Source organism: Paraburkholderia sp. PGU19 (genome assembly GCF_013426915.1).
In the GTDB taxonomy this organism is placed as follows: domain Bacteria; phylum Pseudomonadota; class Gammaproteobacteria; order Burkholderiales; family Burkholderiaceae; genus Paraburkholderia.
In genome coordinates, this window is the sequence record NZ_AP023179.1 from 3063774 (window position 1) to 3088160 (window position 24387).

Annotated in this window: 24 protein-coding genes, 1 tRNA gene, 1 pseudogene and 1 riboswitch; of the genes and pseudogenes, 17 read left to right on the plus strand and 9 right to left on the minus strand. The window is 63.5% G+C overall.

The genetic code is table 11. The annotated features are described in order from the left end of the window. Positions 1–151: 151 nt before the first annotated feature. Both H1204_RS13955 and H1204_RS13960 read left to right on the plus strand, forming a co-directional pair. The gene (locus H1204_RS13955) at positions 152–1309 is read left to right on the plus strand and encodes an MFS transporter (RefSeq protein ID WP_180728767.1); all 1158 of its coding nucleotides are present in this window, start codon (positions 152–154) and stop codon (positions 1307–1309) included. Positions 1310–1393: 84 nt separating this feature from the next. Next, on the plus strand, positions 1394–2551 hold the full coding sequence (locus H1204_RS13960) for an MFS transporter (protein ID WP_180728768.1): 1158 nt from the start codon (positions 1394–1396) through the stop codon (positions 2549–2551). A gap of 83 nt (positions 2552–2634) precedes the next feature. Here H1204_RS13960 and fahA read toward each other — a convergent pair whose 3' ends face one another. The 3 genes from fahA to H1204_RS13975 are packed head-to-tail and all read right to left on the minus strand — an operon-like array spanning position 2635 to position 6653. Then, positions 2635–3945: a fumarylacetoacetase gene (fahA, locus tag H1204_RS13965; protein ID WP_180728769.1), complete on the minus strand. Its 1311-nt coding sequence runs from the start codon at positions 3943–3945 to the stop codon at positions 2635–2637. Next, the gene (gene hmgA / locus H1204_RS13970) at positions 3942–5264 is read right to left on the minus strand and encodes a homogentisate 1,2-dioxygenase (protein ID WP_180728770.1); all 1323 of its coding nucleotides are present in this window, start codon (positions 5262–5264) and stop codon (positions 3942–3944) included. Before hmgA ends, fahA begins: the two co-directional genes overlap by 4 nt. Before the next feature lie 30 nt (positions 5265–5294). Then, the gene (locus H1204_RS13975; RefSeq protein WP_180728771.1) at positions 5295–6653 is read right to left on the minus strand and encodes an MFS transporter; all 1359 of its coding nucleotides are present in this window, start codon (positions 6651–6653) and stop codon (positions 5295–5297) included. A gap of 223 nt (positions 6654–6876) precedes the next feature. On the opposite strand from H1204_RS13975, the gene H1204_RS13980 reads away from it, so the two are divergent. Beyond that, on the plus strand, positions 6877–7707 hold the full coding sequence (locus tag H1204_RS13980; RefSeq protein ID WP_180728772.1) for an EAL domain-containing protein: 831 nt from the start codon (positions 6877–6879) through the stop codon (positions 7705–7707). Here the strand turns inward: H1204_RS13980 and H1204_RS13985 are convergent. Next, positions 7704–8528, minus strand: coding sequence for an IclR family transcriptional regulator (locus H1204_RS13985; RefSeq protein ID WP_180728773.1), 825 nt, complete (start codon positions 8526–8528; stop codon positions 7704–7706). The genes H1204_RS13980 and H1204_RS13985 overlap by 4 nt on opposite strands. 121 nt (positions 8529–8649) lie before the next feature. Between H1204_RS13985 and H1204_RS13990 the strand changes: the two genes are divergently transcribed. Continuing rightward, entirely contained in the window at positions 8650–9840 is a 1191-nt protein-coding gene (locus H1204_RS13990) for an acyl-CoA dehydrogenase (RefSeq protein ID WP_007738163.1), read from the plus strand. 102 nt (positions 9841–9942) lie between these two features. On the opposite strand, the gene H1204_RS13995 is transcribed toward H1204_RS13990, so the two are convergent. Continuing rightward, positions 9943–10581, minus strand: coding sequence for a peroxiredoxin (locus tag H1204_RS13995; protein WP_180728774.1), 639 nt, complete (start codon positions 10579–10581; stop codon positions 9943–9945). A 393-nt stretch (positions 10582–10974) separates the two neighbouring features. On the opposite strand from H1204_RS13995, the gene H1204_RS14000 reads away from it, so the two are divergent. From H1204_RS14000 to H1204_RS14010, 3 genes are all read left to right on the plus strand, one after another. Next, a complete protein-coding gene (locus H1204_RS14000; RefSeq protein WP_007584918.1) occupies positions 10975–11277 on the plus strand; it encodes a DUF883 family protein in 303 nt (100 codons plus the stop codon). Positions 11278–11410: 133 nt separating this feature from the next. After that, positions 11411–11794, plus strand: a complete 384-nt coding sequence (locus tag H1204_RS14005; RefSeq protein WP_180728775.1) for a phage holin family protein — start codon at positions 11411–11413, stop codon at positions 11792–11794. Positions 11795–11837: 43 nt separating this feature from the next. Continuing rightward, a complete protein-coding gene (locus H1204_RS14010) occupies positions 11838–12317 on the plus strand; it encodes a DUF3318 domain-containing protein (RefSeq protein WP_180728776.1) in 480 nt (159 codons plus the stop codon). Positions 12318–12340: 23 nt separating this feature from the next. Here H1204_RS14010 and H1204_RS14015 read toward each other — a convergent pair whose 3' ends face one another. The 4 genes and pseudogenes from H1204_RS14015 to glyA all read right to left on the minus strand — a co-directional run bounded on the left by H1204_RS14015 (position 12341) and on the right by glyA (position 14930). Next, positions 12341–12457 (minus strand): prepilin-type N-terminal cleavage/methylation domain-containing protein, encoded by a 117-nt coding sequence (locus tag H1204_RS14015; RefSeq protein ID WP_243468510.1) that lies wholly within the window; start codon positions 12455–12457, stop codon positions 12341–12343. After that, positions 12454–13012: pseudogene (locus H1204_RS14020) on the minus strand (GspH/FimT family pseudopilin). Before H1204_RS14020 ends, H1204_RS14015 begins: the two are co-directional and overlap by 4 nt. A 172-nt stretch (positions 13013–13184) precedes the next feature. Further along, the gene (nrdR, locus tag H1204_RS14025) at positions 13185–13676 is read right to left on the minus strand and encodes a transcriptional regulator NrdR (RefSeq protein WP_180728777.1); all 492 of its coding nucleotides are present in this window, start codon (positions 13674–13676) and stop codon (positions 13185–13187) included. A 6-nt stretch (positions 13677–13682) separates the two neighbouring features. Then, positions 13683–14930: a serine hydroxymethyltransferase gene (gene glyA / locus H1204_RS14030; protein WP_180728778.1), complete on the minus strand. Its 1248-nt coding sequence runs from the start codon at positions 14928–14930 to the stop codon at positions 13683–13685. A 184-nt stretch (positions 14931–15114) separates the two neighbouring features. Further along, a riboswitch (ZMP/ZTP riboswitch) is annotated at positions 15115–15229 on the minus strand. A gap of 211 nt (positions 15230–15440) precedes the next feature. Between glyA and ydfG the strand changes: the two genes are divergently transcribed. The 10 genes from ydfG (at position 15441) to H1204_RS14080 (ending at position 23948) form a co-directional block, all read left to right on the plus strand. Continuing rightward, positions 15441–16187, plus strand: a complete 747-nt coding sequence (gene ydfG, locus H1204_RS14035) for a bifunctional NADP-dependent 3-hydroxy acid dehydrogenase/3-hydroxypropionate dehydrogenase YdfG (RefSeq protein WP_180728779.1) — start codon at positions 15441–15443, stop codon at positions 16185–16187. Between the two features lie 122 nt (positions 16188–16309). Beyond that, entirely contained in the window at positions 16310–16780 is a 471-nt protein-coding gene (gene ybgC / locus H1204_RS14040; protein ID WP_180728780.1) for a tol-pal system-associated acyl-CoA thioesterase, read from the plus strand. A gap of 165 nt (positions 16781–16945) precedes the next feature. After that, positions 16946–17623 (plus strand): protein TolQ, encoded by a 678-nt coding sequence (gene tolQ, locus H1204_RS14045; RefSeq protein ID WP_007584943.1) that lies wholly within the window; start codon positions 16946–16948, stop codon positions 17621–17623. A gap of 10 nt (positions 17624–17633) precedes the next feature. Beyond that, complete coding sequence (tolR, locus tag H1204_RS14050; protein ID WP_180728781.1) at positions 17634–18080, plus strand: protein TolR; 447 nt, start codon at positions 17634–17636, stop codon at positions 18078–18080. Then, complete coding sequence (gene tolA, locus H1204_RS14055; protein WP_180728782.1) at positions 18077–19093, plus strand: cell envelope integrity protein TolA; 1017 nt, start codon at positions 18077–18079, stop codon at positions 19091–19093. Before tolR ends, tolA begins: the two co-directional genes overlap by 4 nt. A 116-nt stretch (positions 19094–19209) precedes the next feature. Further along, on the plus strand, positions 19210–20502 hold the full coding sequence (gene tolB / locus H1204_RS14060; protein ID WP_180728783.1) for a Tol-Pal system beta propeller repeat protein TolB: 1293 nt from the start codon (positions 19210–19212) through the stop codon (positions 20500–20502). 19 nt (positions 20503–20521) lie between these two features. Further along, complete coding sequence (pal, locus tag H1204_RS14065) at positions 20522–21031, plus strand: peptidoglycan-associated lipoprotein Pal (RefSeq protein WP_180728784.1); 510 nt, start codon at positions 20522–20524, stop codon at positions 21029–21031. A 15-nt stretch (positions 21032–21046) separates the two neighbouring features. After that, complete coding sequence (gene ybgF, locus H1204_RS14070; RefSeq protein ID WP_180728785.1) at positions 21047–21796, plus strand: tol-pal system protein YbgF; 750 nt, start codon at positions 21047–21049, stop codon at positions 21794–21796. Between the two features lie 208 nt (positions 21797–22004). Beyond that, positions 22005–22080: transfer RNA gene (locus H1204_RS14075), tRNA-Lys, on the plus strand. A 713-nt stretch (positions 22081–22793) separates the two neighbouring features. Beyond that, the gene (locus H1204_RS14080; protein WP_188346939.1) at positions 22794–23948 is read left to right on the plus strand and encodes a polysaccharide biosynthesis/export family protein; all 1155 of its coding nucleotides are present in this window, start codon (positions 22794–22796) and stop codon (positions 23946–23948) included. The last annotated feature ends 439 nt before the right edge of the window (positions 23949–24387 follow it).

Sequence of the window (24387 nt, forward strand, 5' to 3'; positions counted from 1 at the left end):
CGCGAAGCAGACCGCACAGCCGAATTGGCTTAGGTACAATCCCCTACTGACTTACCCTTGCCGGCGCACGCGCACTCGTCCCGAATACGCGCGACGGCAACGCGAACGGCCTTCCCGTCCGCCGCCGCGACCCTCCCGTGAAAGTCTCATCATGCCTTTGCCCCTGCTTGCACTTGCCGTTGCCGCGTTTGGAATCGGTACCACCGAGTTCGTCATCATGGGGTTGCTGCCCGATGTCGCGCGCGATCTGAGCGTGTCGATTCCGGCGGCGGGTATGCTCGTGTCGGCGTATGCGCTCGGCGTGACGATTGGCGCGCCGATCGTCGCGATCGCGGTCGCCAACATGCCGCGCAAGAAAGCGCTGATGAGCCTGATCGGCATCTTCATCCTCGGCAACCTGCTGTGCGCAATCGCGCCGGGCTACGCGGTGCTGATGGCCGCGCGCATCGTCACGGCGTTCTGCCACGGCGCGTTTTTCGGCATCGGCTCGGTCGTTGCGGCCGGCCTCGTGGCGCCGAACCGACGCGCGCAGGCCATCGCGCTGATGTTCACGGGCCTCACGCTCGCCAACGTGCTCGGCGTGCCGCTCGGCACGGCGCTCGGCCAGGCCGTCGGCTGGCGCGCGACGTTCTGGGCGGTGACGGGTATCGGCGTGATCGCGGCCATCGCGCTCGCGGTGTGTCTGCCGTCGAAGATCGAGATGCAGAAGGCGAGCCTCGTCCACGAATTCACCGTGCTGAAAAACCCGCAGGTGCTGATGGTGCTCGGCACGAGCGTGCTGGCATCCGCGAGCCTGTTTTCGACCTTCACCTACATCACGCCGATCCTCGAAGACGTGACGGGCTTCACGCCCCATGCGGTGACGATGGTGCTGCTGCTGTTTGGCCTCGGGCTGACGGTGGGCAGCACGATCGGCGGCAAGCTCGCCGACTGGCGCCCGGTGCAGTCGCTGCTGTCGTTCCTGCTCGCGATCGTCGCGATCCTGTCCGTCTTCGCGATGACAATGCACAGCGAAATCCCCGCGATGCTGACCATTTTCCTGTGGGGCGTGCTCGCGTTCGCGATCGTGCCGCCGCTGCAGATGCTGATCGTCGACCGCGCGAGCAGCGCGCCGAACCTGGCTTCGACGCTGAATCAGGGCGCCTTCAACCTCGGCAATGCAACGGGCGCGTGGCTTGGCGGCATGGCGATCGGCGCGGGCGCGCCGCTCAGGTCACTGCCGTGGGTCGGCGTCGCGACGGCGGCGGGCGCGGTGGCGCTGACGTGGTGGTCGGTGTCGCTCGACCGGCGCTTGCCTGTGGCGGGCTGAGCGCGCAACGCGATATACCCCGAGCGTGCACCTTGCCATCACAGGGTGCGCGTGACATGCGGGCGGTGTAGCATCTCGCCCGATATGAAAGTCGTCTTCTCCCGTGATTTCCTCGCGCTGATCCTGAGCGTGGCCGTGGTCGGCCTCGGCAGCGGCGCGACCCTTCCCCTCACCGCCCTCGCGCTGACGCAAGCGGGCTACGGCACCGATGTCGTCGGGCTGCTGACGGCTGCCCAGGCGGGCGGCGGCCTGCTCGTCGTGCCCGTCGCCGGTTGGCTCGCGGCGCGCTGTGGTGGCCGCCAGGCGATCATCGGCGCGGTGCTGATCGTCGCGATCGTGACCGCGCTGATGCAGCTCACCGCCAATCTGTTCGTCTGGGCCGTGCTGCGCGCGCTGTGCGGCGCGGCGCTGATGCTGCTCTTCACGATCGGCGAAGCGTGGGTCAACCAGCTCGCCGACGATGCATCGCGCGGCCGCGTCGTCGCAATCTACGCGACGAACTTTACGCTGTTCCAGATGGCGGGTCCTGTGCTCGTCAGTCAGATTGCGCGGCTCGAGCACTGGCGCTTTCTGATCTGCGGCGCAATCTTTCTGATCGCGCTGCCCGTGCTATCGATGATCCGCTCGGCGCCGCACGCGTCCGACGAACACGAGCCGCACGGCAGCTGGCGACGCGTATTGCCGCAGATGCCCGCGCTCGTGATCGGCACGGGCTTTTTCGCGCTGTTCGATACGATCGCGCTGTCGTTGATGCCGCTCTTTGCGATGGCGCACGGCATTCCGAGCGAAGTGGCCGTGCTGTTCGCATCCGCGCTGCTGCTCGGCGACACGACCATGCAGTTTCCCATCGGCTGGCTCGCGGACCGGCTCGGGCGTGAGCGCGTGCATATCGGCTGCGCGGTGCTGGTCGTCGTGCTGCTGCCGCTGTTGCCATGGGCCGTGCAATCGCCGTGGCTGTGCTGGCCACTGCTCTATGTGCTCGGCGCGGCGGCGGGTGCGATCTATACGCTGTCGCTCGTCGCGTGTGGCGAGCGCTTTCGCGGCGTGGCGCTGGTGTCGGCGAGTTCACTCGTGGGCGCGTCGTGGAGTATCGCGAGCTTTGGCGGGCCGCTGATTGCGGGCGCGTTGATGAAGAGCGTCGGCAATGACGCGATGATCGGCGTGGTGCTCGCGAGCGCGCTGGCGTTTCTCGCGGCGGCGTTGTGGGAGAAGCGGCGCGGCGTGGTGAACGCGGCGTCGTGAAAGCTAAGCCAAGGTCCGCGCGGGCGTGACGCCGCGCGGTTTGCTTGTTGAATGCGCGTCGAGTGTGACGCGCCGCTACAGCGTTACTTATGCGCCGGAAGAATCTCACCGACGCAAGTACCAAAGCCGACGCGATAGCCATCACCCTGGCACCATCCCGCGAGCGTCAGTTCGTCGCCGTCTTCGATGAACCCGCGCGTGCCGCCGTCGTTCAGTTGCAGCGGATTCTTGCCGTTCCAGGTCAGTTCCAGCAGGCTGCCAAACGAATCATCGGTGGGTCCGCTGATCGTGCCCGAACCCATCAGATCGCCGACACGCGTATTGCAGCCCGACACCGTGTGATGCGCGAGTTGCTGCGCCATCGTCCAGTACATGTGACGGAAGTTGGTGCGCGCAATGGTCGTCGCTTCTTTTGCGTCGTGCGGCTTGAGCAGCACTTCGAGCGAAATGTCGAAGGCGTGCTCGCCGGCGTGGCGCAGATACTCGAGCGGCTGCGGATCCTGCGCGGGCTGCGCGACGCGGAACGGTTCGAGCGCGTCGAGCGTGACGATCCACGGCGAGATGGTCGTCGCGAAACCCTTGGAGTTGAACGGGCCGAGCGGCACGTATTCCCACTGCTGGATATCGCGCGCGCTCCAGTCGTTCAGCAGCACCATGCCGAAGATGTGATCTTCCGCTTCACCGCATGCGATGGACTCGCCAAGCGCATTGCCACGACCGACGATAAAGCCCGTCTCCAGTTCGATGTCGAGCTTGCGACACGCGCCGAACACGGGGCGCTCCTGATCGGGCAGCTTCAACTGGCCGTTCGGGCGGCGCACGGGCGTGCCGCTCACTACCACCGACGACGCACGGCCGTTGTACCCGATCGGAATCTCCAGCCAGTTCGGCAGCAATGCGTTCTTCGGATCGCGGAACATCGAGCCGACGTTCGTCGCGTGTTCCTTCGACGAATAGAAATCCGTATAGCCCGGAATCTGCGCTGGCAGATGCAGCGTCGCGTCGGACTGACGGATCAGCGCGCGGCTGCGCAGTTCGGCGTCATCGCGCAGCGTCGCGTGATCGCGCGACAGCAGCTTGCTCAACTGGATGCGCACACTGCGCCAGGTGTCGCGGCCAAGCGCGATGAAATCGTTCAGCGCGTCGCGCACGAACACGCTATCACCCTCGCCCGACGACGGCACCGTCAGCAGGCCCGCGCTTTCTAGCGCGGCCAGATCGACGATGCAGTCGCCGATCGCCACTCCGGCGCGGCGCGTCGCATTCAGCCCGTCGCTGAAAATGCCGAACGGCAGGTTCTGGATCGGGAAGTCGCAGGACGGCTCGTTCGCCGACTCGACCCAACTTTTGCGCGACGCGTCGAGGGTCGCCTGAAGATCGCTCGATGCGTTCATCGTTGCTCCGGATTGAAGTGTTTCTTGAGACCTTGCCAGCACTCGTAGTAATGCGCCTGAAGCTGCGCCGTTTCGAGCGCGAAGCGGGTCGGCTTGATCAGCGTGCGCGTCTCGAACATGAAGGCCATCGTGTTGTCGACCTTGTTCGGCTTGCTGGTGTCGATGTTCGAGGCCTTCTCGAACGTGTCGGCGTCCGGGCCGTGGCCCGACATGCAGTTGTGCAGGCTCGCGCCGCCCGGCATGAAGCCTTCCGCTTTCGCGTCGTACGCGCCGTGCACAAGGCCCATGAACTCGCTTGCTACGTTGCGATGGAACCACGGCGGGCGGAACGTATCTTCGGCGGCCAGCCAGCGCGGCGGGAAGATCACGAAGTCGATCGAATCGACGCCCGGCGTGTCGCTTTGCGATTGCAGCACGAGGAAGATCGACGGGTCCGGGTGGTCGTAGCTGATCGAGCCGATCGTATTGAAGTGGCGCAGATCGTATTTGTAGGGCGCGTAGTTGCCGTGCCACGCGACCACGTCGAGCGGCGAATGATCGATGTCCGCGCGCCACAGGTGGCCGTTCAGCTTCGCGACCAGCTCGAAGTCGCCTTCGCGGTCTTCATACGCGGCGTGCGGCGTAAGGAAATCGCGCGGATTCGCGAGGCCGTTCGAGCCGATCGGACCGAGGTCGGGCAGGCGCAACTGCGCGCCGAAGTTCTCGCAGATATAGCCGCTCGCGCGGCCGTCCGGCAGCGCCACCGAAAAACGCACGCCGCGCGGAATCACCGCGATCTCGAACGGCTCGACGTCGAGCTCGCCCATCTCCGTGAAGATGGCGAGACGCCCCGCTTGCGGCACGATCAGCAGTTCGCCGTCGGCGTTGTAGAAGTAGCGGTCCTGCATCGACTGGTTAGCCGCGTACACGTGGATCGCGCACCCGTTCATCGCTTCCGCTGCGCCGTTGCCCGCCATCGTCACCCAGCCGTCGATGAAATCGGTCGGCTCGGTCGGCATCGGCAGCGGGTCCCAGCGCAGCTGGTTGGGCGGCGTGGGCGGCACGTCGGCGAAATTGGCGACGAGCCGGTGCGACGGCAGCGCCGTGAACGGCTGATGCACGGCGGCGGGACGAATGCGATACAGCCACGAGCGGCGGTTGTGGCCGCGCGGCGCCGTGAACGCGGTGCCCGACAGCTGCTCCGCGTACAGGCCATAAGGCGCGCGCTGCGGCGAGTTGCGGCCTTGCGGCAGCGCGCCGGGCAAGGCTTCCGTAGCGAATTCGTTGGCGAAGCCGGACTGATAGCCCGGCTGGATTTCGCGTCGTGTGGATGATTCCATGCAAAGTCTCCGATGAATCTCAAGCGAATCTCAAGCAGTCTGCGCTTTGGCCAGGCCGCCGCGCCCACGCGTGGCGGCGGCGAGCGTCAGCACCAGCGATGCGGAACACAGCACGGGCAAGGCGGCAGCGTGAAACAGCTGGGCGTTGCTCCAGTTCAGCGCAATCAATTGGCCGCCGACCAGCGGCCCGATCACCGAGCCGATCCGGCCGATGCCGAGACTCCAGCCGATGCCCGTCGAGCGCAGCGTGGTGGGATAGAAGTGTCCGGCGAGCGCATTGACGGCCGGCTGTCCGCCGACGATGCAGAAGCCGCCCGCGAAGACGACAACCAGCAGCCACGCGAGCGCATGCGACACCGCGCCGATCGCGCCGACGCTCAGCGCGCCGAGTGCGAAGCACGCGAACAGCGCGCGCACAAAGCCGAAACGTTCGATGAACCAGCCGAGCAGCAGCGTGCCGACCACGCCGCCCGTCTGCAGCACGGTGCCGACGATGACGGCTGTGGACGGCGAATAGCCGGCGTCGCGCATCACGGTCGGCAGCCAGTTCGACAGGAAGTACAGGTCGATCAGGTTCATGAAGCTGATGCCCCAGAGGATCAGCGTGACGGGCGCACGCCCCGCGCGGAACAGCTCGGCCACGGGCGCGCCGCCGCCGGCTTTTTCCTGTACGACGAGGCGCGTGGCGGGACCGACGCGAAGCGCTGTATCGAACTTCGCCAGCCACTGCCGCGCGCGTTCATCGCGTCCCTTCAGCACGAGAAATTGCAGCGACTCGGGCAGCGCGGCGAGCATCGCGAGGGCGAGCACGAGCGGCACCGCGCCGCCGACCCAGAATACCGCGCGCCAGCCGTACGCGGGAATCAGCGCCGCGCTGATGAAGCCGCCGATGGCCGCGCCGAGCGTGAAGCCGCACGACACCAGCATCATCCGTTTAACGCGGTGCGCGGGCGTCGAAAACTCGCCGACCAGCGCCATCGCATTCGGCATGATGCAGCCGAGGCCCAGCCCCGTGATGAAGCGCAGCGCGATCAGCGCGGAAATGGTCGAGACGAACGGCGTCGCGAGCATCGACAGCGCGAAGAAGAACGTCGAGCCGATCAGCACCGGGCGCCGTCCGATCCGGTCGGCCAGCACCGACAGCCCGAGCGCGCCCAGCAGCATGCCGAACAGGCTCGCGCTGAACACCGGCCCGAGCGCGGCCTTCGATACATGCCATTCGCCGATCACGCTCGGCGCGACATAACCCATGGCTTGCGCATCGAAGCCGTCGATGACGAGGCACAGCCCGCACAGCACGAGCAGCATCAGCTGAAAAGCCGGCCGATGCGCATCGGCCAATGCGCGCTCGACCTCGATCACATCGGCAGAACGGTGGGATTCGCTCATCTTTCGCTTCCTGCGGAACGGGGTGAAAAGGCTGCAACGTGTATTTACGAATAGTAAAACAGATTATGATTAGTGAAATTAACGTAAACCCTCGATCGGGCATCGATCGCCACACGAATGGCGAAATCCATATCAGTATTTGGTGCATGAAAGAGCGGTCGCCGCTGCTACCATCGAAGCGTGCGGCGCACCGCCGCGATCCAAGTCCGCTCCCCACGTATTCATGATCCCGCTGACCATTCCCGAACTCGTCGACCGCGCTTCCACTCACCCGTTTCTCGGCGAGCATCTGAGAATGGGCACAGGCCCACGCAGCGGCGAAGCCATCGCGACCTACGGCGACGTCGAACTCGGCAGCAGCTACGAGCCGATCTTCGACATCTCGGTGCATGCGCTCGCGCAGTCGCTGTCGTCTTCGCCCGATAGCGCGGACCGTTTCGGCGACGAACTCGGGGTCCAGGCCGTCACGCAACTGGCCGACGGCACGCCGCTCGACAGCTTCGACCCGTTCGACCACGTGCCCGACGACCAGCAGCTGGTCGCGCTGGACCGGATGTCGCGCGCGATGCACGCCGTCAACTTCTTCGGTCCGCAGCGGCACGGTCTGCTGTTTCTGCGCGTGCACGAGCGGCTGCTGAAAAGCGTGCGCTATGACCACGGCCGGCATTTCTCGGCTGTGCTGATGTCGTTTGGGTTAAATCCGTCGCGAGTCGTGATCGAGCTGCCGTCTGCGGCGGTCGCGCATAAGACGTTTCTTGGTTATCTGACCAAGAGTTACCAGCACTATGGATTCAAGGTCGCCGGCAATCTGCCGAACGCGGGGCAGATCCTGTCCGTGTCGGACATGGCGAGACTGGACTTCATCAAGATGGATGCCGCTTCGGCGTTGCGCGATTCGATGGTGAAACCGCTGGTCAGCTATGCGAATCGGCTAAAAATTCCGTTGATCTTCAATCGCGTGGCGACTGAAGCGCAGTTCGATCTGTTGCAACAATACGATGTGCGGTTCGTGCAGGGGCCATTGTTCGTCGTGCACGCGAACCGGGCGGCCTAAGGTTGTTCCGGGGCCGGCCCCAAACGGCGCGCCAATGCTCTCAGACGCGGCGCGACCACCTCCCGGAACACGCTCTCCCCCATCGACGACGCCGGGCCGCTACAGCTCAGCACCAGCAGCCGCCCGTCGCGCGGGTCGCTGAACGGCACGGCCACGGCGTTCACGTCGTCGTGCCAGTCGCGAAACGAATAGCAGCAGCCCTCTCGCGCGAACCTGTCGATTTCCTCTCGCGCCTGGGCGACCAGTTGCGCGCCTTCGTCGCCCGCTGCGCGCTGCAGTTCGGCCAGAAGCGCGGCGCGCGCGTCGCCCGACTGCACGGCGAGATACGCGCGGCCCATTGAACTCGTCAGCATCGACAGCTTCGAACCGGATGCGAGCCCGAGCGTGAGCGCCGTCTCGCTGCGGATCGTCTCCAGGTAGATCATGTCCAGACCGTCCCGGCAACCGAGCGACACGGCCGCGCCGACCTCGCGCGCGAAGTCGCGCATGTGCGGACGCGCGAGCTCGAGCGTATCGGTGCCCGACAGCAGCGCGAAACCGAGCGACAGCACGCCAGCATCGAGTGCGTACTTGCCGAGCGCCTCGTCGAAGCGCAGATAGCCGAGCACCGTCAGCGTGTACGCAAGCCGGTTCACCGTCGCTTTCGGCAAACCCGTGCGCTCGACGAAGTCGCGATTGCCCAGCAGCGTCTCGCCCGGACGGAACGCGCGCAACAGATCGAGGCCGCGCGCCAGCGCGACGACGAATTTGCGTTCGTCGACGGGATCGGACGCACGCGTCGAAGCGGACGTTGGGGATGTTATGGATGCAGGTTTCGACATCGGGTGCTAAACTCAGTCGTCGTTTTGCAAAACATTGTTTCGCAGAGCGGAACTTAAGTCAAGCATGAGATCAGAATGCGGTGTTTCGGTGCTCCGCTCTGATCGATTCAGGAGATACGTCATGGCAGCCGCCGCGCAATTCAATTGGGAAGACCCGCTGCTCCTCAATCAGCAGCTCACGGAAGAAGAACGCATGGTGCGCGACGCCGCGCACGCCTACGCGCAGGACAAGCTTGCGCCGCGCGTGCTCGAAGCGTTCCGCAACGAGAAAACGGACGCCACGATCTTCCGCGAGATGGGCGAACTGGGCCTGCTCGGCCCGACCATTCCCGAGCAATACGGCGGCCCCGGCCTCAACTACGTGAGCTACGGGTTGATCGCGCGCGAGGTGGAGCGCGTGGATTCAGGCTACCGGTCGATGATGTCGGTGCAGTCGTCGCTGGTGATGGTCCCCATCTTCGAATTCGGTTCCGACGCGCAGAAAGACAAATATCTGCCGAAGCTCGCGACGGGCGAATGGATCGGCTGCTTCGGCCTGACCGAGCCGAACCACGGCTCCGATCCGGGCAGCATGGTCACGCGAGCGAAGAAAGTCGACGGCGGCTACTCGCTGTCCGGCTCGAAGATGTGGATCACGAATTCGCCGATCGCGGACGTGTTCGTCGTCTGGGCGCAGCTCGAAACCGATGGCAAGGATGAGATTCGCGGCTTCATCCTTGAGAAAGGCTGGAAAGGCTTGAGCGCACCTGCCATCCACGGCAAGGTCGGCCTGCGTGCGTCGATCACGGGTGAGATCGTTCTCGATGAAGTGTTCGTGCCGGAAGAGAATCTGATGCCCGGCGTGAAGGGCTTGCGCGGACCGTTCACCTGTCTCAACTCGGCTCGTTACGGCATTGCGTGGGGCGCGCTCGGCGCGGCAGAAGACTGCTGGCACACCGCGCGTCAGTACACGCTCGATCGCAAGCAGTTCGGCCGGCCGCTTGCCGCGAACCAGCTGATCCAGAAAAAGCTCGCCGACATGCAGACGGAAATCACGCTGGGCCTGCAAGGCGTGCTGCGCCTTGGCCGGATGAAGGACGAAGGCACGGCCGCCGTCGAAATCACGTCGATCATGAAGCGCAACTCGTGCGGCAAGTCGCTCGACATCGCGCGGATGGCGCGTGACATGCTGGGCGGCAACGGCATCTCTGACGAGTTCGGCGTCGCGCGGCATCTGGTCAATCTGGAAGTCGTGAACACGTATGAAGGCACGCACGATATTCACGCGCTGATTCTCGGACGCGCGCAGACGGGCATTCAGGCGTTCTTCTGACGCTCTGTGATTCGTCGCCAGGTTTCGGAAAACCAGTAAGCAAAAAGCCCGCGTTCTCAACGAACGCGGGCTTTTTGTTTGAACCGTGCAAGAAGCGGAAGCTTACTTGTTCGGCTGCGGTGTCATCCGCAGATACGGGCGCAGCGCCTTGTAGCCCTTCGGGAACTTGCGCTTGATCTCTTCCTCGTCCTTCAGCGACGGCACGATCACGACGTCGTCGCCGTGCTTCCAGTTGCCCGGCGTTGCGACCTGATAGTTGTCCGTCAGTTGCAGCGAGTCGATCACGCGCAGCACTTCATCGAAGTTACGGCCCGTGCTGGCGGGATACGTGATGATCAGACGTACCTTCTTCGCCGGGTCGATGATGAACAGCGAGCGAACCGTCAGCGTGGCGTTCGCGTTCGGATGGATCATGTCGTACAGTTCCGACACCTTGCGGTCGCCGTCGGCGAGAATCGGGAAGCCGACGCTCGCGGCCTGCGTCTCGTTGATGTCCTTGATCCACTCGCTGTGCGATTCCTTGCTGTCGACAGACAATGCGATCGTCTTCACGCTGCGCTTGTCGAATTCGCTCGCGAGCTTCGCGGTCAGGCCGAGTTCCGTCGTGCAGACGGGCGTGAAGTCGGCGGGGTGCGAGAAAAGGACGCCCCAGCTGTCGCCCAGCCATTCGTGAAACTTGATGCGGCCAATGCTCGACTCCTGCTCGAAATCGGGTGCGACATCGCCAAGACGTAGACTCATAGTGCAGCTCCTTGAAGTTATTCGAATGATTTGCCCGTCCGGCCGGACGAGGGGTACAAATTAGAGCATAAGGGATCAGGACGTGCACTTCTAACGAACATTGGCTGCGACGCTTATCAGGTTTTGTAATTTTCTTCCGGATGTACGAAACTTAGCGGGACAGATCAACTCCATCAAACGGTGGCGTGTTCTGCAACACGTTGAGCGGGACCGTCCGAAGCTGGCAATATGAAACGCCCGCGACGTTCGGGAACGCTTCATGCAAAGGCGTTCGGGTATTGCGCGCTTCACGCGTAGCCCGTGACGCACGGTCAGTCGTAAGGTCTGCTGGCTCGCCAGCGGCCGTTTCTATGGTTTACGATTCACGCGTAGCGTGCACGAAGGGAGCAGTCAATGTCGGAAGTCAACAAGGAGAGATTGATGTCGGATATCAAAACCGTACTCGCAGACGCGGAAGATCTGCTGAAGCAGGCCGCGAGCGCCACAGGCGAACGCGCTTCTGAACTGCGCGAGACGGCGCTCTCGCGTCTCAAGCAGGCGAAGGAAAAGGCAGCCGACGTGCAGGTCGTGGTCGTCGAGAAAGGCAAGAAGGCCGCGCGCGCCACCGACGACTATGTCCACGAACATCCGTGGGCATCGATCGGCATTGCAGCCGGCGTCGGCGTGCTGGTTGGCCTGCTGATCAATCGCAAGTAACGCGTGTGAAAAGCGCGCGTGAAGCAACCGGCTGCGAAGTCGAGCGGCCGGTGCGCTTCGCTGACAGGCGGACGGGCGCACGCGCCCTGTCCGCACCTTCTTCGCGCATCCTCGCGCGCAATACGCTGAAGCCATGATCGATACACAAACGCAGAGCGGGGACCGCGGGCCATTGCGGCGCATTCTCAGTTCGTTCTTTTCGATCCTGCAGACGCGGCTCGAACTCATCGGCATCGAGTTGGCCGAAGAAAAAGACCGGCTGCTGATGGTGCTGTTCATGGGCCTGGCCGCGATGATGCTCGCAACCATGGCGCTGATCGCGCTGACTGCGCTGATCGCGATTGCCTTCTGGGACACTTACCGGTGGCAGTCGCTCGCGGGCATCACGATCGTCTACGCGATCGCGGCGATCTGCTTCGCGCTGCGGGCACGCAGCGGCTTGCACAACTCGCCGATGATCTTCGAAGCCACGCTCAACGAATTCGAAAAAGACCGCGAGATTTTCCGGAAACGCTGAACGCAGCGCAGCTCTTTTCGCTGTCCATTGCCATCGATCAACCATGAGTCAGGTCCATTCCGAGAACGCATTCCGCAGCCGCCGACCGACCGCCAAAGACTTGAGCGCGCCACATCTGCGCGCGCTGCGCAAGGAACTGCTGATCGTGCGCGCGGACGTCGAGCGCATGCAACTCGCGCAGGCGACGCTCGACCTGCGCAACGCCGTCACGCATTTCAGTTGGCTCAAGTTCATCGTGCCGGGCTTCGCCGGAGGTATGCCTTGGGGACGCCGGCGCGGCGCGTCGGCAGGGATCGGCGCGCTACTCAAGGAATACCCGCTAATCAGTTCGCTCGTCTCGCTGGTGCTCGCGAAACCGATCCGCGCCACCGTGTTCGCGACCGCGAAGCCCGTGCTCAAGTGGGGTAGCGTCGGCCTCGCCGCATGGGAAGCGTTTCGCATCTATCAGCAGGTGAAGCGCGAATCCCGCAAGCCGGGAACGTCGGCTGCCGGGTCTGGCGATGCCGATATGAGTCCGCCTTGACCGGGCGCGTCTGTTATCTCGCTTCATCGCGACAACTGCACAGCGATCAGACCGAGCACAGTGACGGCCGTGACAGCCACCGCGACGAGCACTTCAAGCAAGCTCTGACCGCGCTGCGAGACAAGACAAGCGCGCGTCATGCCGCCGCTCCGCGCGCGCCATCGACGATACGCGCCCGCCCACCCGCCGCGATGCGGACGCAGCGTCGCCAGTCCTTGCCCTGCGTCGCTGTCGATTCGACACGCGGCCCGATATCGAAGCTGGGAAAGCTGCGTTGGCTTGGCTCGCGGGTGGCGTGAAAGTGAGATTGGTAAACGCGCCAACGATGCTGACGGGGGCAAGGTCGGGTTGCGCGCGCAACGGATAGAAGCCGCCGCCGCGCTCGATCATCACGGTCCATCCACAAGACCAGTCGACGACGCCCGTCTTGCACGGCCGCCCGCCGCAAGACAGCGCCGCGCGGCATCGATCCGACACACGGTCACACGCGCGCCGCGCCGCAATGCCTCGCCGCGCGCGTAACTGAGCGTGGACAACAGCGCGCGGGCGCGCGCGTCGACCCGATCGCGCACCCGCCACGCAACGAACGACGGCACCGTCAACGTCGCGGCGATCGCGAGCAACGCAATCACAACGAGCGTTTCGAACAGCGTGAACCCGCGGCACACGCGCCGCGTATGAGCATTCCGTTTCATCAGCATTCCTCGATTTCCGCCAAGAATGCGACGACTCTAACGATGCGCTAGCGCGCCCACAATTAGCCGGATGGCCAGGTGGCGGACGCACGAATCCCTGCACGAGAAAGTCCGTGCATCAGGTGAATTCGCGGCAGAACGTCAGGGCGAGAAAATGCGGATGCGCGACAAATCAGCGCTTGCGGGAAGGCTTCGCGGGCGCGGCCGGAGCGTTCATCCGGCGAAACTCCTCAATGACGTCCTCGAACTCGGAGACGTCTTCGAAACGCCGGTACACGGAAGCAAAGCGCACGTACGCGATGGTGTCGAGGGCGCGCAGCTCGTTCATGACGAGCTCGCCCAGACGCTCGCTGCGTACTTCGCGCTCGCCGCTGCCGAGCAGTTGATACTCGATGCGCGACGCGGCGGCGTCGATGGCGTCGGCAGCAACTGGACGCTTGCGTAGCGCCAGTTGCATGCTCGCGACGATCTTGCGGCGATCGAACTCCGTGCGGCTGCCATCCTTCTTCACCACCGCCGGCAACGCCAGCTCGACCCGCTCGTACGTCGTGAAACGCTTGTCGCAGGCCGGGCAGCGGCGGCGGCGCCGGATCGCGGCGCCGTCCTCGGACACACGCGAGTCGACGACCTGTGTATCGTCATGCCGGCAGAAGGGGCAGCGCATGGTGGCTTAGCGGTAGACCGGGAAGCGTTGGGTCAACTCGGCGACCTGCGCGCGCACGCGCTCGATCGTGGCCGTGTCTTCCGGGTTGTCCAGCACGTCGGCGATCAGGTTGCCGACCTGCTCGGCTTCCTTCGTGCCGAAGCCGCGCGTCGTCATGGCGGGCGAACCGAGGCGGATGCCGCTCGTCACGAACGGCTTTTCCGGGTCGTTCGGAATCGCGTTCTTGTTCACGGTGATGTGCGCCGCGCCGAGTGCCGCTTCCGCTGCCTTGCCCGTGATCTTCTTCGCGCGCAGGTCGACCAGCATCACGTGGCTTTCCGTACGGCCCGACACGATGCGCAGGCCGCGCTTGACGAGCGTTTCAGCCAGCACGCGCGCGTTGTCGACCACGTGTTGCTGGTATTCCTTGAATTCCGGCGTCAGTGCTTCCTTGAACGCGACCGCCTTGCCCGCGATCACGTGCATCAGCGGACCGCCCTGGATGCCCGGGAAAATGGCCGAGTTGATCTGCTTCTCGAACTCCGCCTTCATCAGGATCACGCCGCCGCGCGGACCGCGCAGGCTCTTGTGCGTGGTCGTCGTGACGAAGTCGGCGAACGGCACCGGGTTCGGGTACACACCCGCTGCGATCAGACCGGCGTAGTGGGCCATGTCGACCATCAGGTACGCACCAACCGATTTCGCGATCTTCGACAGGCGCTCGAAGTCGATACGCAGCGCAAACGCCGAGGCGCCCGCGACGATGATCTTCGGCTTGTGTTCCTGAGCCAGCTTCTCAGCTGCGTCGTAGTCGATGTCTTCGGCTTCGTTCAGGCCGTAGCTCACGACGTTGAACCACTTGCCCGACATGTTGACGGGCGAGCCGTGCGTCAAGTGGCCGCCATGTGCGAGGCTCATGCCCATGATCGTGTCGCCCGGCTTGAGCATCGCGAAGAAGACGCCCTGGTTGGCCTGCGAGCCCGAGTTCGGCTGGACATTCGCGGCTTCGGCGCCGAACAGCTGCTTCACGCGGTCGATCGCCAGTTGTTCGACGACGTCGACATATTCGCAGCCGCCGTAGTAGCGCTTGCCCGGGTAGCCTTCGGCGTACTTGTTGGTGAGCTGCGAGCCCTGTGCGGCCATCACGGCCGGGCTCGTGTAGTTTTCCGACGCGATCAGTTCGATGTGCTCTTCCTGACGGCGGTCTTCGTCCTGGATTGCCTTCCAGATTTCCGGATCGACATTGGCGATGGTGCTTTGGGCTTTGTCAAACATGCTGGTTCCGTTAAGTGTGTTCAGGTTGACCGGATCGTGCGCAGGTCGTGTGCCGGGAGCGTATTGGGTACGCAGCACTGCTGGCCACCGCTGATGGCGGGAGCCTTGACGCAACGTATGAAGGAGGTGCCGCACACGCGAGTCAGGACAACCACCGGCAGCGCAAACGACGGCGCGCGCGAAACATGGCTGCCCAGGCGAACGGCAAAACGGCACCCTGCGCTTCACGGTGGGACGCTCCACCTTGAACCCGTCAGGCTTGACAGCCTGGGGTTCTATCGCCAGTCACGCAGGGGTGAGCGCGTTAGTTTATTGGAACCGGGTCGAATAGGCAACCGAGGCAACCGAGCCGGCCAGCGCGCTGCCAAGGCGGCCAGAAGCCCCGGCCTGCCGTGGCAGCGGCCGCCCAGCGGCCCGCCAGAACGTGCCTTCACGCGGCGGGGTCATTCTTGCCGCGTCGTCGCATTGGAAGTAGGCTTGTGGCCTTTCTTCACCGACCAGGGAACAGCAATGATCGTGTTCGTCACCGGCGCGTCCGCAGGGTTCGGCGCCGCTATCGCCAGGGCTTTCGTCAAGGGCGGCCATCGCGTGGTCGCGACCGCGCGCCGCAAGGACCGCCTGCAGGCGCTCGCCGACGAGCTCGGCGAAAACCTGCTGCCCTTCGAGCTCGACGTGCGCGACCGCGCAGCCGTCGAAGCCGTCCCCAACGCCCTGCCCGCCGACTTCGCCGCCGTCGACGTGCTCATCAACAACGCGGGCCTCGCGCTCGGCCTCGAGCCCGCCCAACGGGCCGTGCTCGACGACTGGGCGACGATGATCGACACCAACTGCATGGGTCTCGTGCAGGTCACGCGGGCCTTTCTGCCGGGCATGATCGAGCGCAGCCGCGGGCATGTGTTCAATCTGGGGTCGGTGGCGGCCATGTACCCGTATCCTGGCGGCAACGTCTATGGCGCGACCAAGGCATTCGTGCGCCAGTTCAGCCTGAACCTGCGCGCCGACCTGCACGGCACACCCGTCCGCGTGACGGACATCGAGCCGGGCCTGTGCGGCGGCACCGAGTTTTCGAACGTGCGTTTCCGTGGCGACGACGAGAAGGCTGCCGGCGTCTATCAGAACGTCCAGCCGCTCACGGCCGAAGACATCGCCGATTCGATCTACTGGATCGCGACGCGCCCCGCGCACGTCAACATCAATACGATCGAACTGATGCCCGTTGCGCAGTCGTTTGCCGGCCTGAACATCCACCGCGGCTAGGTTTCGCGGGCGCGCCGCGTCGGCTGGATCGTGCGGCAGCGACGCGGCGCCCGTCTTGCAGGCCCAACGCAACCGGACACGAAAGTGCCCAAAAATGCGGCGCGCTTTTGCGTTCCGGTAAAATGCGCGCCATGAATATGTCTGACAGTCAGTCCGGCGCGGAAATCGGCTTTATCTGGCCGATTCGCGTGTATTACGAAGACACCGATGCCGGCGGCATCGTGTTTTACGCGAACTACCTGAAGTTTTTCGAGCGCGCGCGCACCGAATGGCTGCGAGCATGCGGCGTCGATCAACGCAAGCTGGCCGAAGAATCGGGCGCGCTCTTCGTCGTGCGCAGTACTGCGCTCGACTATCGCGCGCCGGCCCGGCTCGACGACATGGTGCGCATCGTCAGCCGGATCGAGCGGCTGGGCCGCGCATCGGTGGATTTCGCTCAGGAAGCCTGGCGCGACGATACGCTGCTGGCAACGGGCACGATCCGCGTCGGCTGTGTCGACTCGCAAACGATGAAGCCGGCCGCCATTCCTCCACCGGTCCACGCCGCATTGCGGCGCGAACCGGGCCCCAGTGTGTCAACGGCGAGTATTTGAGCGTCGTTGTTAGCTGGACAGTGAACTCGTAACGGTCACAACAAGACCAAGCATGGTTCGGCGAAGAACCCGCCGAAGCTTCCGGTTTGCCAACTAATTGCCAACCGAACGCTTCGACCCACCTTGCAGCCGGACGCCCCACCCGGGACGTTACAACGAACCTCTATGAACACTACACAAGATCTGTCGATCATTTCCCTCGTTCTCAACGCGAGTCTGCTGGCGCAGGCGGTGATGGCGCTGCTGTTGCTGCTTTCGCTGATGTCGTGGACTTTCATCTTCCGCAAGTGGTTTGCGATTCGCCGCGCGCGGGCGCAGACTGAACGCTTCGAACGCGATTTCTGGTCGGGCGGCGACCTGCAGGCGCTGTATCAGAGCGCCGCGAACAACCGCCACACGATCGGCGCGCTCGAGCGTATTTTCGAGTCGGGCATGCGTGAGTTCCTGAAGGGCAAGGAAAAGCGTCTCAACGATCCGGGCGCGATTCTCGACGGCGCGCGCCGTGCCATGCGCGCCGCGTTCCAGCGCGAAATGGACGTGCTCGAAGCCAACCTCGCGTTCCTCGCATCGGTCGGTTCGGTCAGCCCGTATATCGGTCTGTTCGGCACGGTGTGGGGCATCATGAATGCGTTCCGCGGCCTCGCGAACGTCCAGCAGGCCACCCTCGCGAACGTCGCGCCGGGCATCGCCGAAGCGCTGACGGCAACGGCGATCGGCCTGTTCGCCGCAATCCCCGCCGTGGTCGCGTACAACCGCTACGCGCACGATATCGACCGCCTCGCGATCCGCTTCGAAACCTTCATCGAAGAGTTCTCGAACATCCTGCAACGTCAGGCCCATTAAGGAGTCCACGATGGCCGGTTCAGCCCGTTCCAGCATGCGCGGCAGCCGCTCGCGCCGCGCGATGGCCGACATCAACGTCGTGCCTTACATCGACGTGATGCTCGTGCTGCTCGTGATCTTCATGGTGACGGCCCCGCTCGTGGCGCCGTCGATCGTGAACCTGCCGACTGTCGGCGGCGCGGCGCCGCAGCAGCAGACGCCACCCGTCGTCGTCAACATCAAGGCGGACGGCAACATGAACGTCAAGTACAAGGACGACGCGGGCGCGACGCAACAGGAGACGATGACGCCAGCCGATCTGCGCAGCTTCGTCACCGACCGTCAGGCGTCGCATCCCGACCAGCCCGTCGTGATTGCCGCCGACAAAACCGTCAAGTATGAAGTCGTGATGAACGTGATGTCCGACCTGAAGGCTCGTGGCGTCAAGCGCGTTGGATTGCTCGTCAAATCGCAATGACCCGCCAGAAAAACGCCTACCCGCTTCGACCGCCGCGCGAGCGCGGCACGTGGCGCGCGTTCGCGCTCGCCGCGCTGATGCACGTGCTGCTGGGGTTCTTCCTGTATCACGGCATCCACTGGCAGAACAGCACGCCCGCGGGCGCGGAAGCCGAACTGTGGACGGAAGTGCCTGACGTACCGGCGCCGCGCCCCGTCGTGCCGCCGCCCGTGCCCGTCAGACCCGCGCCGCAGGTCAACGACGAACAGGCCGATATCGCGCTGCAGGAAAAGAAACGCAAGCAGCAGGAAGCGCAGCGTCAGGCTGAACTTGCCGAGCAGCAGCGTCAGCAGAAGTTGCAGGCCCAGCAGGAAGCCGAGGCGAAACGCCAGCAGCAACTCGCCGCCGACCAGGCCGCAGCGGCCGCCGCAGCGAAGCTCAAACAGCAACAGCAGCAGGCCGACAAGCTCAAGCAGCAGCAAGTCGCCCAGCAGAAGCAGGAGCAGTTGAAGAAGCAGCAGGAAGAGCAGAAGGAGCAGCAAAAGGAACAGGAAGCGAAGCAGGCGCAAGCCGACGCACAGGCCAAGGCTGACGCGGCGAAGGCCGCCAAGGCGAAGGCCGCCGCCCAGGCCGCCGATGCCGCGAAGAAGCTCGACGCCGAGCGCCGTCAGCGTCTTGCCGCGCTGCAGGGGGTGGCAGGCGGCGAAGGCTCGACGGGCAACGGTCTCGCGAAGAGCGGCACGGGCAGCGGCGCGGGCGGCAACGCAGCGTCGCCGGGCTATGCGGAGAAGGTCCAGCGCCGCGTGCGTCCGAACATCATCTGGTCGGGCGACACGTCGGGCCTGCAAACGGTTGTCTCCGTGCGCTGCTCGCCGACGGGCACGCTGCTGAGCGCGACCGTCACCCGTAGCAGCGGGAACCAGGCGTGGGACGATGCCGCACTGCGGGCCGTCCAGCGGTCGGATCCGATGCCTCAGGACATCGACGGCAAAACGCCCGGCAGTTTTACGATCACGCTGCGTCCAGCCGCCTGACGCAGGCGTTTCCGATTCGCACGCTGTCGTGGGCAGACCGGGAACGAAATCTGCGTAGGCCGGTCTGTTTGTAGTCGTGAAGTGTTAGCAATTCGTTTTTGGGGAACCTATACAGAATGAGTTTGATGACCAAGCTAGGCCTGCGAGCGCTGGTAGCGTCGTGCCTGATCGCCGCCGGCGGTGCCGCCCATGCACAACTCAACGTCCTCGTGACGGGCGTCGGGTCCACCCAGTTCCCGATCGCCACGGCAAATTTTGCCAACGAGGCCAATTCTCCCCAGCAGATCAGCACGATCGTCCGCCAGGACCTTCAGCGTAGCGGTAAATTCACCAATATCGACGCCGGCAGCGCGCCCGTTTCGGAAGGCGATTCCGTCGATCTCGGCGCCTGGAAGGCCAAGGGCGCGAATGCGTTCGTCGCGGGCAGCGTCACCAAGCTGCCGAACGGCCAGTACCAGGTGCGCTTCAAGCTGTATGACACCGTCAATCAGCAAAGCCTCGGCGGCCTTGAACTGGTCAGCCCGGAAAGCGGCCTGCGCATGAGCGCTCACAAGGTTGCCGACTATATCTATGCGAAGTTGATGGGCGGCCGCGGCGTGTTCGCAACGCGTCTGTCGTACGTGATCAAGACGGGCAACCGCTACCAGTTGCAGATTTCCGACTCGGACGGCCAGGACGCGCACATCGCGCTCTCCAGCCCCGAGCCGATCATCTCGCCGGCATGGTCGCCGGACGGCACGAAGGTCGCGTATGTGTCGTTTGAAAAGAAGAAGCCGATCGTCTATATCCACGATCTGCCTACGGGCCGCCGCGTTGTTGTGTCGGACCAGAAGGGCAACAACAGCGCGCCCGCATGGTCGCCTGATGGCCGCACACTCGCTGTCGCGCTGTCGCGCACCGGCAACACGCAGATTTTCGCCGTCAACGCCGACGGCAGCGGCCTGCGCCGCCTCACGCAGGGCAGCGCGATCGACACCGAGCCGTCGTACTCTCCTGATGGCCAGTCGATCTACTTCACGAGCGACCGTGGCGGCCAGCCGCAGATCTACAAGATGCCTGCCGGCGGCGAGTCCGCGGGCGGCGTGCAGCGCGTGACCTTCACGGGCAACTACAATACGAGTCCGCGCGTGAGCCCGGACGGCAAGCAGCTCACATACATCTCGCGCACGGGCGGGGGCTTCAAGCTGTATATCCAGGATCTGCAGTCGGGCGTCGCGACGGCGCTCACCGACACCACACATGACGAATCGCCGAGCTTCGCGGCGAATGGTCAGTACATTCTTTACGCCACTCAGGTGAACGGCCGTGGCGTGTTGGCCGCAGTATCGACCGATGGTCGGACGCGGCAGGTCCTGTCCGTTCAGGGAGGCATCGTACGCGAGCCTTCCTGGGGCCCGTTTATGCAATAACACACAAGGAGAGTGAAGCATGATGTCCAAACTTCGTATCGCGTTTGCCGTAGGTATGGTCGGCGCGCTGGCTGCATGTCATTCGGGCGTCAAGCTCGACGAAAACGCCAATAAGGGTGGCGCGACGGGCGCTCAGCCTAACCCGAACGATGTCGCCACGGTGAACGTCGATCCGTTGAACGATCCGAACAGCCCGCTGGCCAAGCGCAGCATCTATTTCGACTTCGACAGCTACTCGGTCAAGGACGACTACCAGCCGCTGCTGCAGCAACACGCGCAGTATCTGAAGAGCCATCCGCAACGTCACGTCCTGATCCAGGGCAACACCGACGAGCGTGGCACGAGCGAGTACAACCTGGCACTCGGCCAGAAGCGTGCTGAAGCTGTCCGCCGTTCGCTGTCGCTGGTGGGCGTTCCGGATTCGGAAATGGAAGCCGTGAGTCTGGGTAAAGAAAAGCCGCAGGCAACGGGTCATGACGAAGCTTCGTGGGCGCAGAACCGCCGCGCGGACCTCGTCTATCAACAGTAATAGGTGACAAGCCGTATGACGCCCCGTTTCTCCTGGCTGCGCATGGCCGCAGCCGCCTGCGTCGCGGGAACGGCCGTGATGGCCCTGCCCGCGCACGCAGGCATGTTCGACGACGATCAGGCTCGCCAGGCGATTCTCGATCTGCGCACCAAGACCGATAGTCTGTCGAGCCAGCTGTCGGCGGCTCAACGCACGATCCTCGATCAGTCCAACCGTCTCGACCAGTTGAACCAGCAGGTCGCGACGTTGCGCGGACAGAACGAGGACCTCGCCAATCAGGTCGCCACGTTGCAGAAGCAGCAGAAGGACTACTACACCGACCTCGATGGTCGTCTGAAGAAGTTCGAGCCGCAGCAGCAGACGGTCGATGGGGTCGAGGGCTCCGTGCAGCCGGGCGAAACGGACGCGTTCAACGCGGCTTCGCAGCAGTTCCGCAGCGGTGACTTCAAGAACGCGGCGACGTCGTTCCGCAGCTTTATCGCGAAGTACCCGCAAAGCCCATATCAGCCTACGGCACAATACTGGCTCGGCAACGCGCTCTACGCGCTGCGCGACTACAAGGGCTCGACGGCCGTGTGGCAAGGCGTCGTCCAGAAGTATCCGCACCATCCGCGGGCGCCGGAAGCACTGCTGGCTATCGCGAACAACCAGCTCGAACAAGGTCAGAAGGCCGCCGCGAAGAAGACGCTCGAACAGATCGTCGCGCAGTACGGCGGCTCGGATGTCGCGCAGTCGGCGCAAAGCAAGCTTTCGCAGATCAAGTGATGTTGTGGCGTCCGGCACGAGCCGGGCGTGTAGTTGATGGACGCAGTAAAACGCGCAGTGTCGACGCTTCAATAACCGATGCGCGCGCCTCTCGCCGGAAAGCCCGGAGCCGCAAGGTTCCGGGCTTTTCTTTGTGTGGGTCGCCTGCTGGCCGGCCGGCGTTGGTTGACACATACTGGCTCGACCGATATAATTCCGCTTCTCTTTTGGGTCGTTAGCTCAGCTGGTAGAGCAGCGGACTTTTAATCCGTTGGTCACAGGTTCGAATCCCGTACGGCCTACCAAAAGATTCAAGGGCTTAGCTTCGGCTAGGCCCTTTTTCTTTGCTCCGCAACTCTTCTCGCTCCGCAAACAGCCTGCATCGGCTTGCGAAAAGCGGGGGCAAGTATGGGGACCAGACGGCCCCTTGAGGTCGTGCTATCACCACCTCTCCAGTGTTGGTATCGACCTGGGGCAACATACCCATCTAGCATCACGGTGATGTGGACATCCGTGACCCATTCACTCGCGCTGTGGCGAGTGGGTAACCGGCATCGGCATCAACAACTACTGGGGCGAGTTGCATCTGGACATCAGGCAAGTCGACGGCACCCTGGTGTCTTCCGCCATGGATGGTGCGTGAACACACTGCATTCGTGAGCGTCGCTCTCAAACCCGCTTGTCGCATCCGGTGTTCACGAGTTGTCGCTTCTCATCGACGCAGCGTTTCTCCTCCACATGCTTCCATCCCGATCATGCAAGGTTCGCGATCGGCAAAATGCTGGATGAATAGAACAGCGAAGTACTGCGCAACACTGAAGCACACGCTATGCATCGCTGCGAGAAATCGTGTGCGCTAGCGCACCGTATAGAAAACCTAAAAGCAAGGTAGCAGCCCGGCGAGTGCGCGACCGCACTATTCGCCGGAGGCTTCAATACGATACTTTGGTCAGTGCGCCTCTGAAAAGCCCACACGCCACAACACCGAAGCCGACAACACAAAAATAGGAGACCCGCCATGTGCGTCTCAGACCGTTATATTCGAGCGTTAGCAATCGCTATTCTGGGAGTCGTCCTGTCCGCCTGCTCGGCCGTGCCGGGCCAGCGGATGATCGTGCCGTCATCTATAGATGTCTCTGGCGGTCAATATAGTAGCGAGCCGCGACAACAGATCACGGTGCCGATCACCGATATCAACCTCGACGAAATTCAAAAGCTGCAGGACGCCGCAAAAGGCGACCTCTCACAGCAGGTGCAAACCATGTTGAATACCGCACGGTCCGAACCCCCGGCCTATGCAGTCGGGAAAGGCGATGTGCTGCAGATAACAGTCTGGGATCATCCGGAACTTGTTGCCGCGCTCGGTCAGCCCAATCCAAGCTCGCGACCTTCCGACGCCGCTCCCGGTTTTCTCGTCGATGATGAAGGGAACGTGCAGTTTCCCTACGCTGGCAGCGTGCACGTAGCGGGTCTGACTGTTAAGGAGATCCAGGCGAGAATCGCGTCACTGATCGCGAAAATATACAAGGATCCGCAGGTCACCGTACGCGTCGCGTCATTCCGCTGGGCACAGATCTACATCGACGGCGAGGTGCGTGCACCAGGCCTGCAACAGATCAACGATATCCCAATGACGTTGCCGGAAGCGATTGGGCGCGCAGGTGGGTTCACGCCTAATGCAGACCAAAGCAGGGTCGACCTCATCCGGGACGATCAGACCATACGGATCAACATTCCAGACCTGATCGACGCCGGCCGGAATCCGGCGAGGATCATGCTGCAACGAGGCGACATGTTGCGGGTCGCTGCTCGCGACGAGAATGGCATCTACGTCATGGGCGAGGTGAACAGGCCCGCCACCATATTGCCCATGAGGAGCGGCAAACTCACGCTTGCCGAAGCCCTCTCTCAGGCGGGCAGCCTGAACCAGAATACGGCGGAGGCAAATCAGTTGTTCGTCATTCGAGCCCCGTACGGCAGTGCCGGCAAACCTCAGATCTTTCATCTCGATGCCACCTCGCCGGTATCGATGATTCTCGCTAACCAGTTCGATCTCCACCCTAAGGATGTGGTGTTTGTAGACAACGGCGCGCTGGTCAAATTCAACCGTGTGCTGAATCTGCTCCTGCCAGCAATCAATGCTGGCCTTACGGCAGCGATCGTCACGAAATAATTGAACCCCGACGCAGGCTCCGCCCCAAGCCTCTCTCTCCAGTGCAATGGCTTATTGGCGTTCTGTAGAGAATTGCTCCGATGATTTGCTGTGCTCACGCGGCATGACGGCGCCCTGCTTTACCGGTTGAGCCTTTAGTCGCCGACACGCATCACGTGAGGGCTGGTCTTAGCGCACGCTCGATGCAAATTTTCGCCATGCCTTCGCGTTGCGAACCGACGCGCCATTCCAACCGCCGCTGGTCGCCTGTTGATACGTTGCATCCATTGTTATATCCGGCTGGCCTTCGCCAAACGGTGCCCTCGCGAAGATGTCGAGCGGTCCGTCTGCGAATGGTGGCGCGGGGCGCAACACCGTTCGATGGGACAGGGCCAGAGCCGTTAGTAGCGCGTTTTCGGTCGCCTCAGGTGCTACGCTCAACTGGTCCCGGTGTTCTGGG

Excerpts from the sequence above, each read along its gene's own strand:
- H1204_RS13975 (WP_180728771.1), bottom strand. The coding sequence starts at position 6,653 with ATGAGCGAATCCCACCGTTCTGCCGATGTGATCGAGGTCGAGCGCGCA.
- tolQ (WP_007584943.1), top strand. The coding sequence starts at position 16,946 with ATGAACACTACACAAGATCTGTCGATCATTTCCCTCGTTCTCAACGCG.
- H1204_RS13995 (WP_180728774.1), bottom strand. The coding sequence starts at position 10,581 with ATGAGTCTACGTCTTGGCGATGTCGCACCCGATTTCGAGCAGGAGTCG.
- hmgA (WP_180728770.1), bottom strand. The coding sequence starts at position 5,264 with ATGGAATCATCCACACGACGCGAAATCCAGCCGGGCTATCAGTCCGGC.
- tolA (WP_180728782.1), top strand. The coding sequence starts at position 18,077 with ATGACCCGCCAGAAAAACGCCTACCCGCTTCGACCGCCGCGCGAGCGC.
- ybgF (WP_180728785.1), top strand. The coding sequence starts at position 21,047 with ATGACGCCCCGTTTCTCCTGGCTGCGCATGGCCGCAGCCGCCTGCGTC.
- H1204_RS13955 (WP_180728767.1), top strand. The coding sequence starts at position 152 with ATGCCTTTGCCCCTGCTTGCACTTGCCGTTGCCGCGTTTGGAATCGGT.
- tolB (WP_180728783.1), top strand. The coding sequence starts at position 19,210 with ATGAGTTTGATGACCAAGCTAGGCCTGCGAGCGCTGGTAGCGTCGTGC.
- ydfG (WP_180728779.1), top strand. The coding sequence starts at position 15,441 with ATGATCGTGTTCGTCACCGGCGCGTCCGCAGGGTTCGGCGCCGCTATC.
- fahA (WP_180728769.1), bottom strand. The coding sequence starts at position 3,945 with ATGAACGCATCGAGCGATCTTCAGGCGACCCTCGACGCGTCGCGCAAA.
- pal (WP_180728784.1), top strand. The coding sequence starts at position 20,522 with ATGATGTCCAAACTTCGTATCGCGTTTGCCGTAGGTATGGTCGGCGCG.
- H1204_RS13980 (WP_180728772.1), top strand. The coding sequence starts at position 6,877 with ATGATCCCGCTGACCATTCCCGAACTCGTCGACCGCGCTTCCACTCAC.
- nrdR (WP_180728777.1), bottom strand. The coding sequence starts at position 13,676 with ATGCGCTGCCCCTTCTGCCGGCATGACGATACACAGGTCGTCGACTCG.
- ybgC (WP_180728780.1), top strand. The coding sequence starts at position 16,310 with ATGCGCGCCATGAATATGTCTGACAGTCAGTCCGGCGCGGAAATCGGC.
- H1204_RS14080 (WP_188346939.1), top strand. The coding sequence starts at position 22,794 with ATGTGCGTCTCAGACCGTTATATTCGAGCGTTAGCAATCGCTATTCTG.
- H1204_RS14000 (WP_007584918.1), top strand. The coding sequence starts at position 10,975 with ATGTCGGAAGTCAACAAGGAGAGATTGATGTCGGATATCAAAACCGTA.
- H1204_RS13985 (WP_180728773.1), bottom strand. The coding sequence starts at position 8,528 with ATGTCGAAACCTGCATCCATAACATCCCCAACGTCCGCTTCGACGCGT.
- H1204_RS13990 (WP_007738163.1), top strand. The coding sequence starts at position 8,650 with ATGGCAGCCGCCGCGCAATTCAATTGGGAAGACCCGCTGCTCCTCAAT.
- H1204_RS14010 (WP_180728776.1), top strand. The coding sequence starts at position 11,838 with ATGAGTCAGGTCCATTCCGAGAACGCATTCCGCAGCCGCCGACCGACC.
- H1204_RS14015 (WP_243468510.1), bottom strand. The coding sequence starts at position 12,457 with ATGACGCGCGCTTGTCTTGTCTCGCAGCGCGGTCAGAGCTTGCTTGAA.
- H1204_RS13960 (WP_180728768.1), top strand. The coding sequence starts at position 1,394 with ATGAAAGTCGTCTTCTCCCGTGATTTCCTCGCGCTGATCCTGAGCGTG.
- tolR (WP_180728781.1), top strand. The coding sequence starts at position 17,634 with ATGGCCGGTTCAGCCCGTTCCAGCATGCGCGGCAGCCGCTCGCGCCGC.
- glyA (WP_180728778.1), bottom strand. The coding sequence starts at position 14,930 with ATGTTTGACAAAGCCCAAAGCACCATCGCCAATGTCGATCCGGAAATC.
- H1204_RS14005 (WP_180728775.1), top strand. The coding sequence starts at position 11,411 with ATGATCGATACACAAACGCAGAGCGGGGACCGCGGGCCATTGCGGCGC.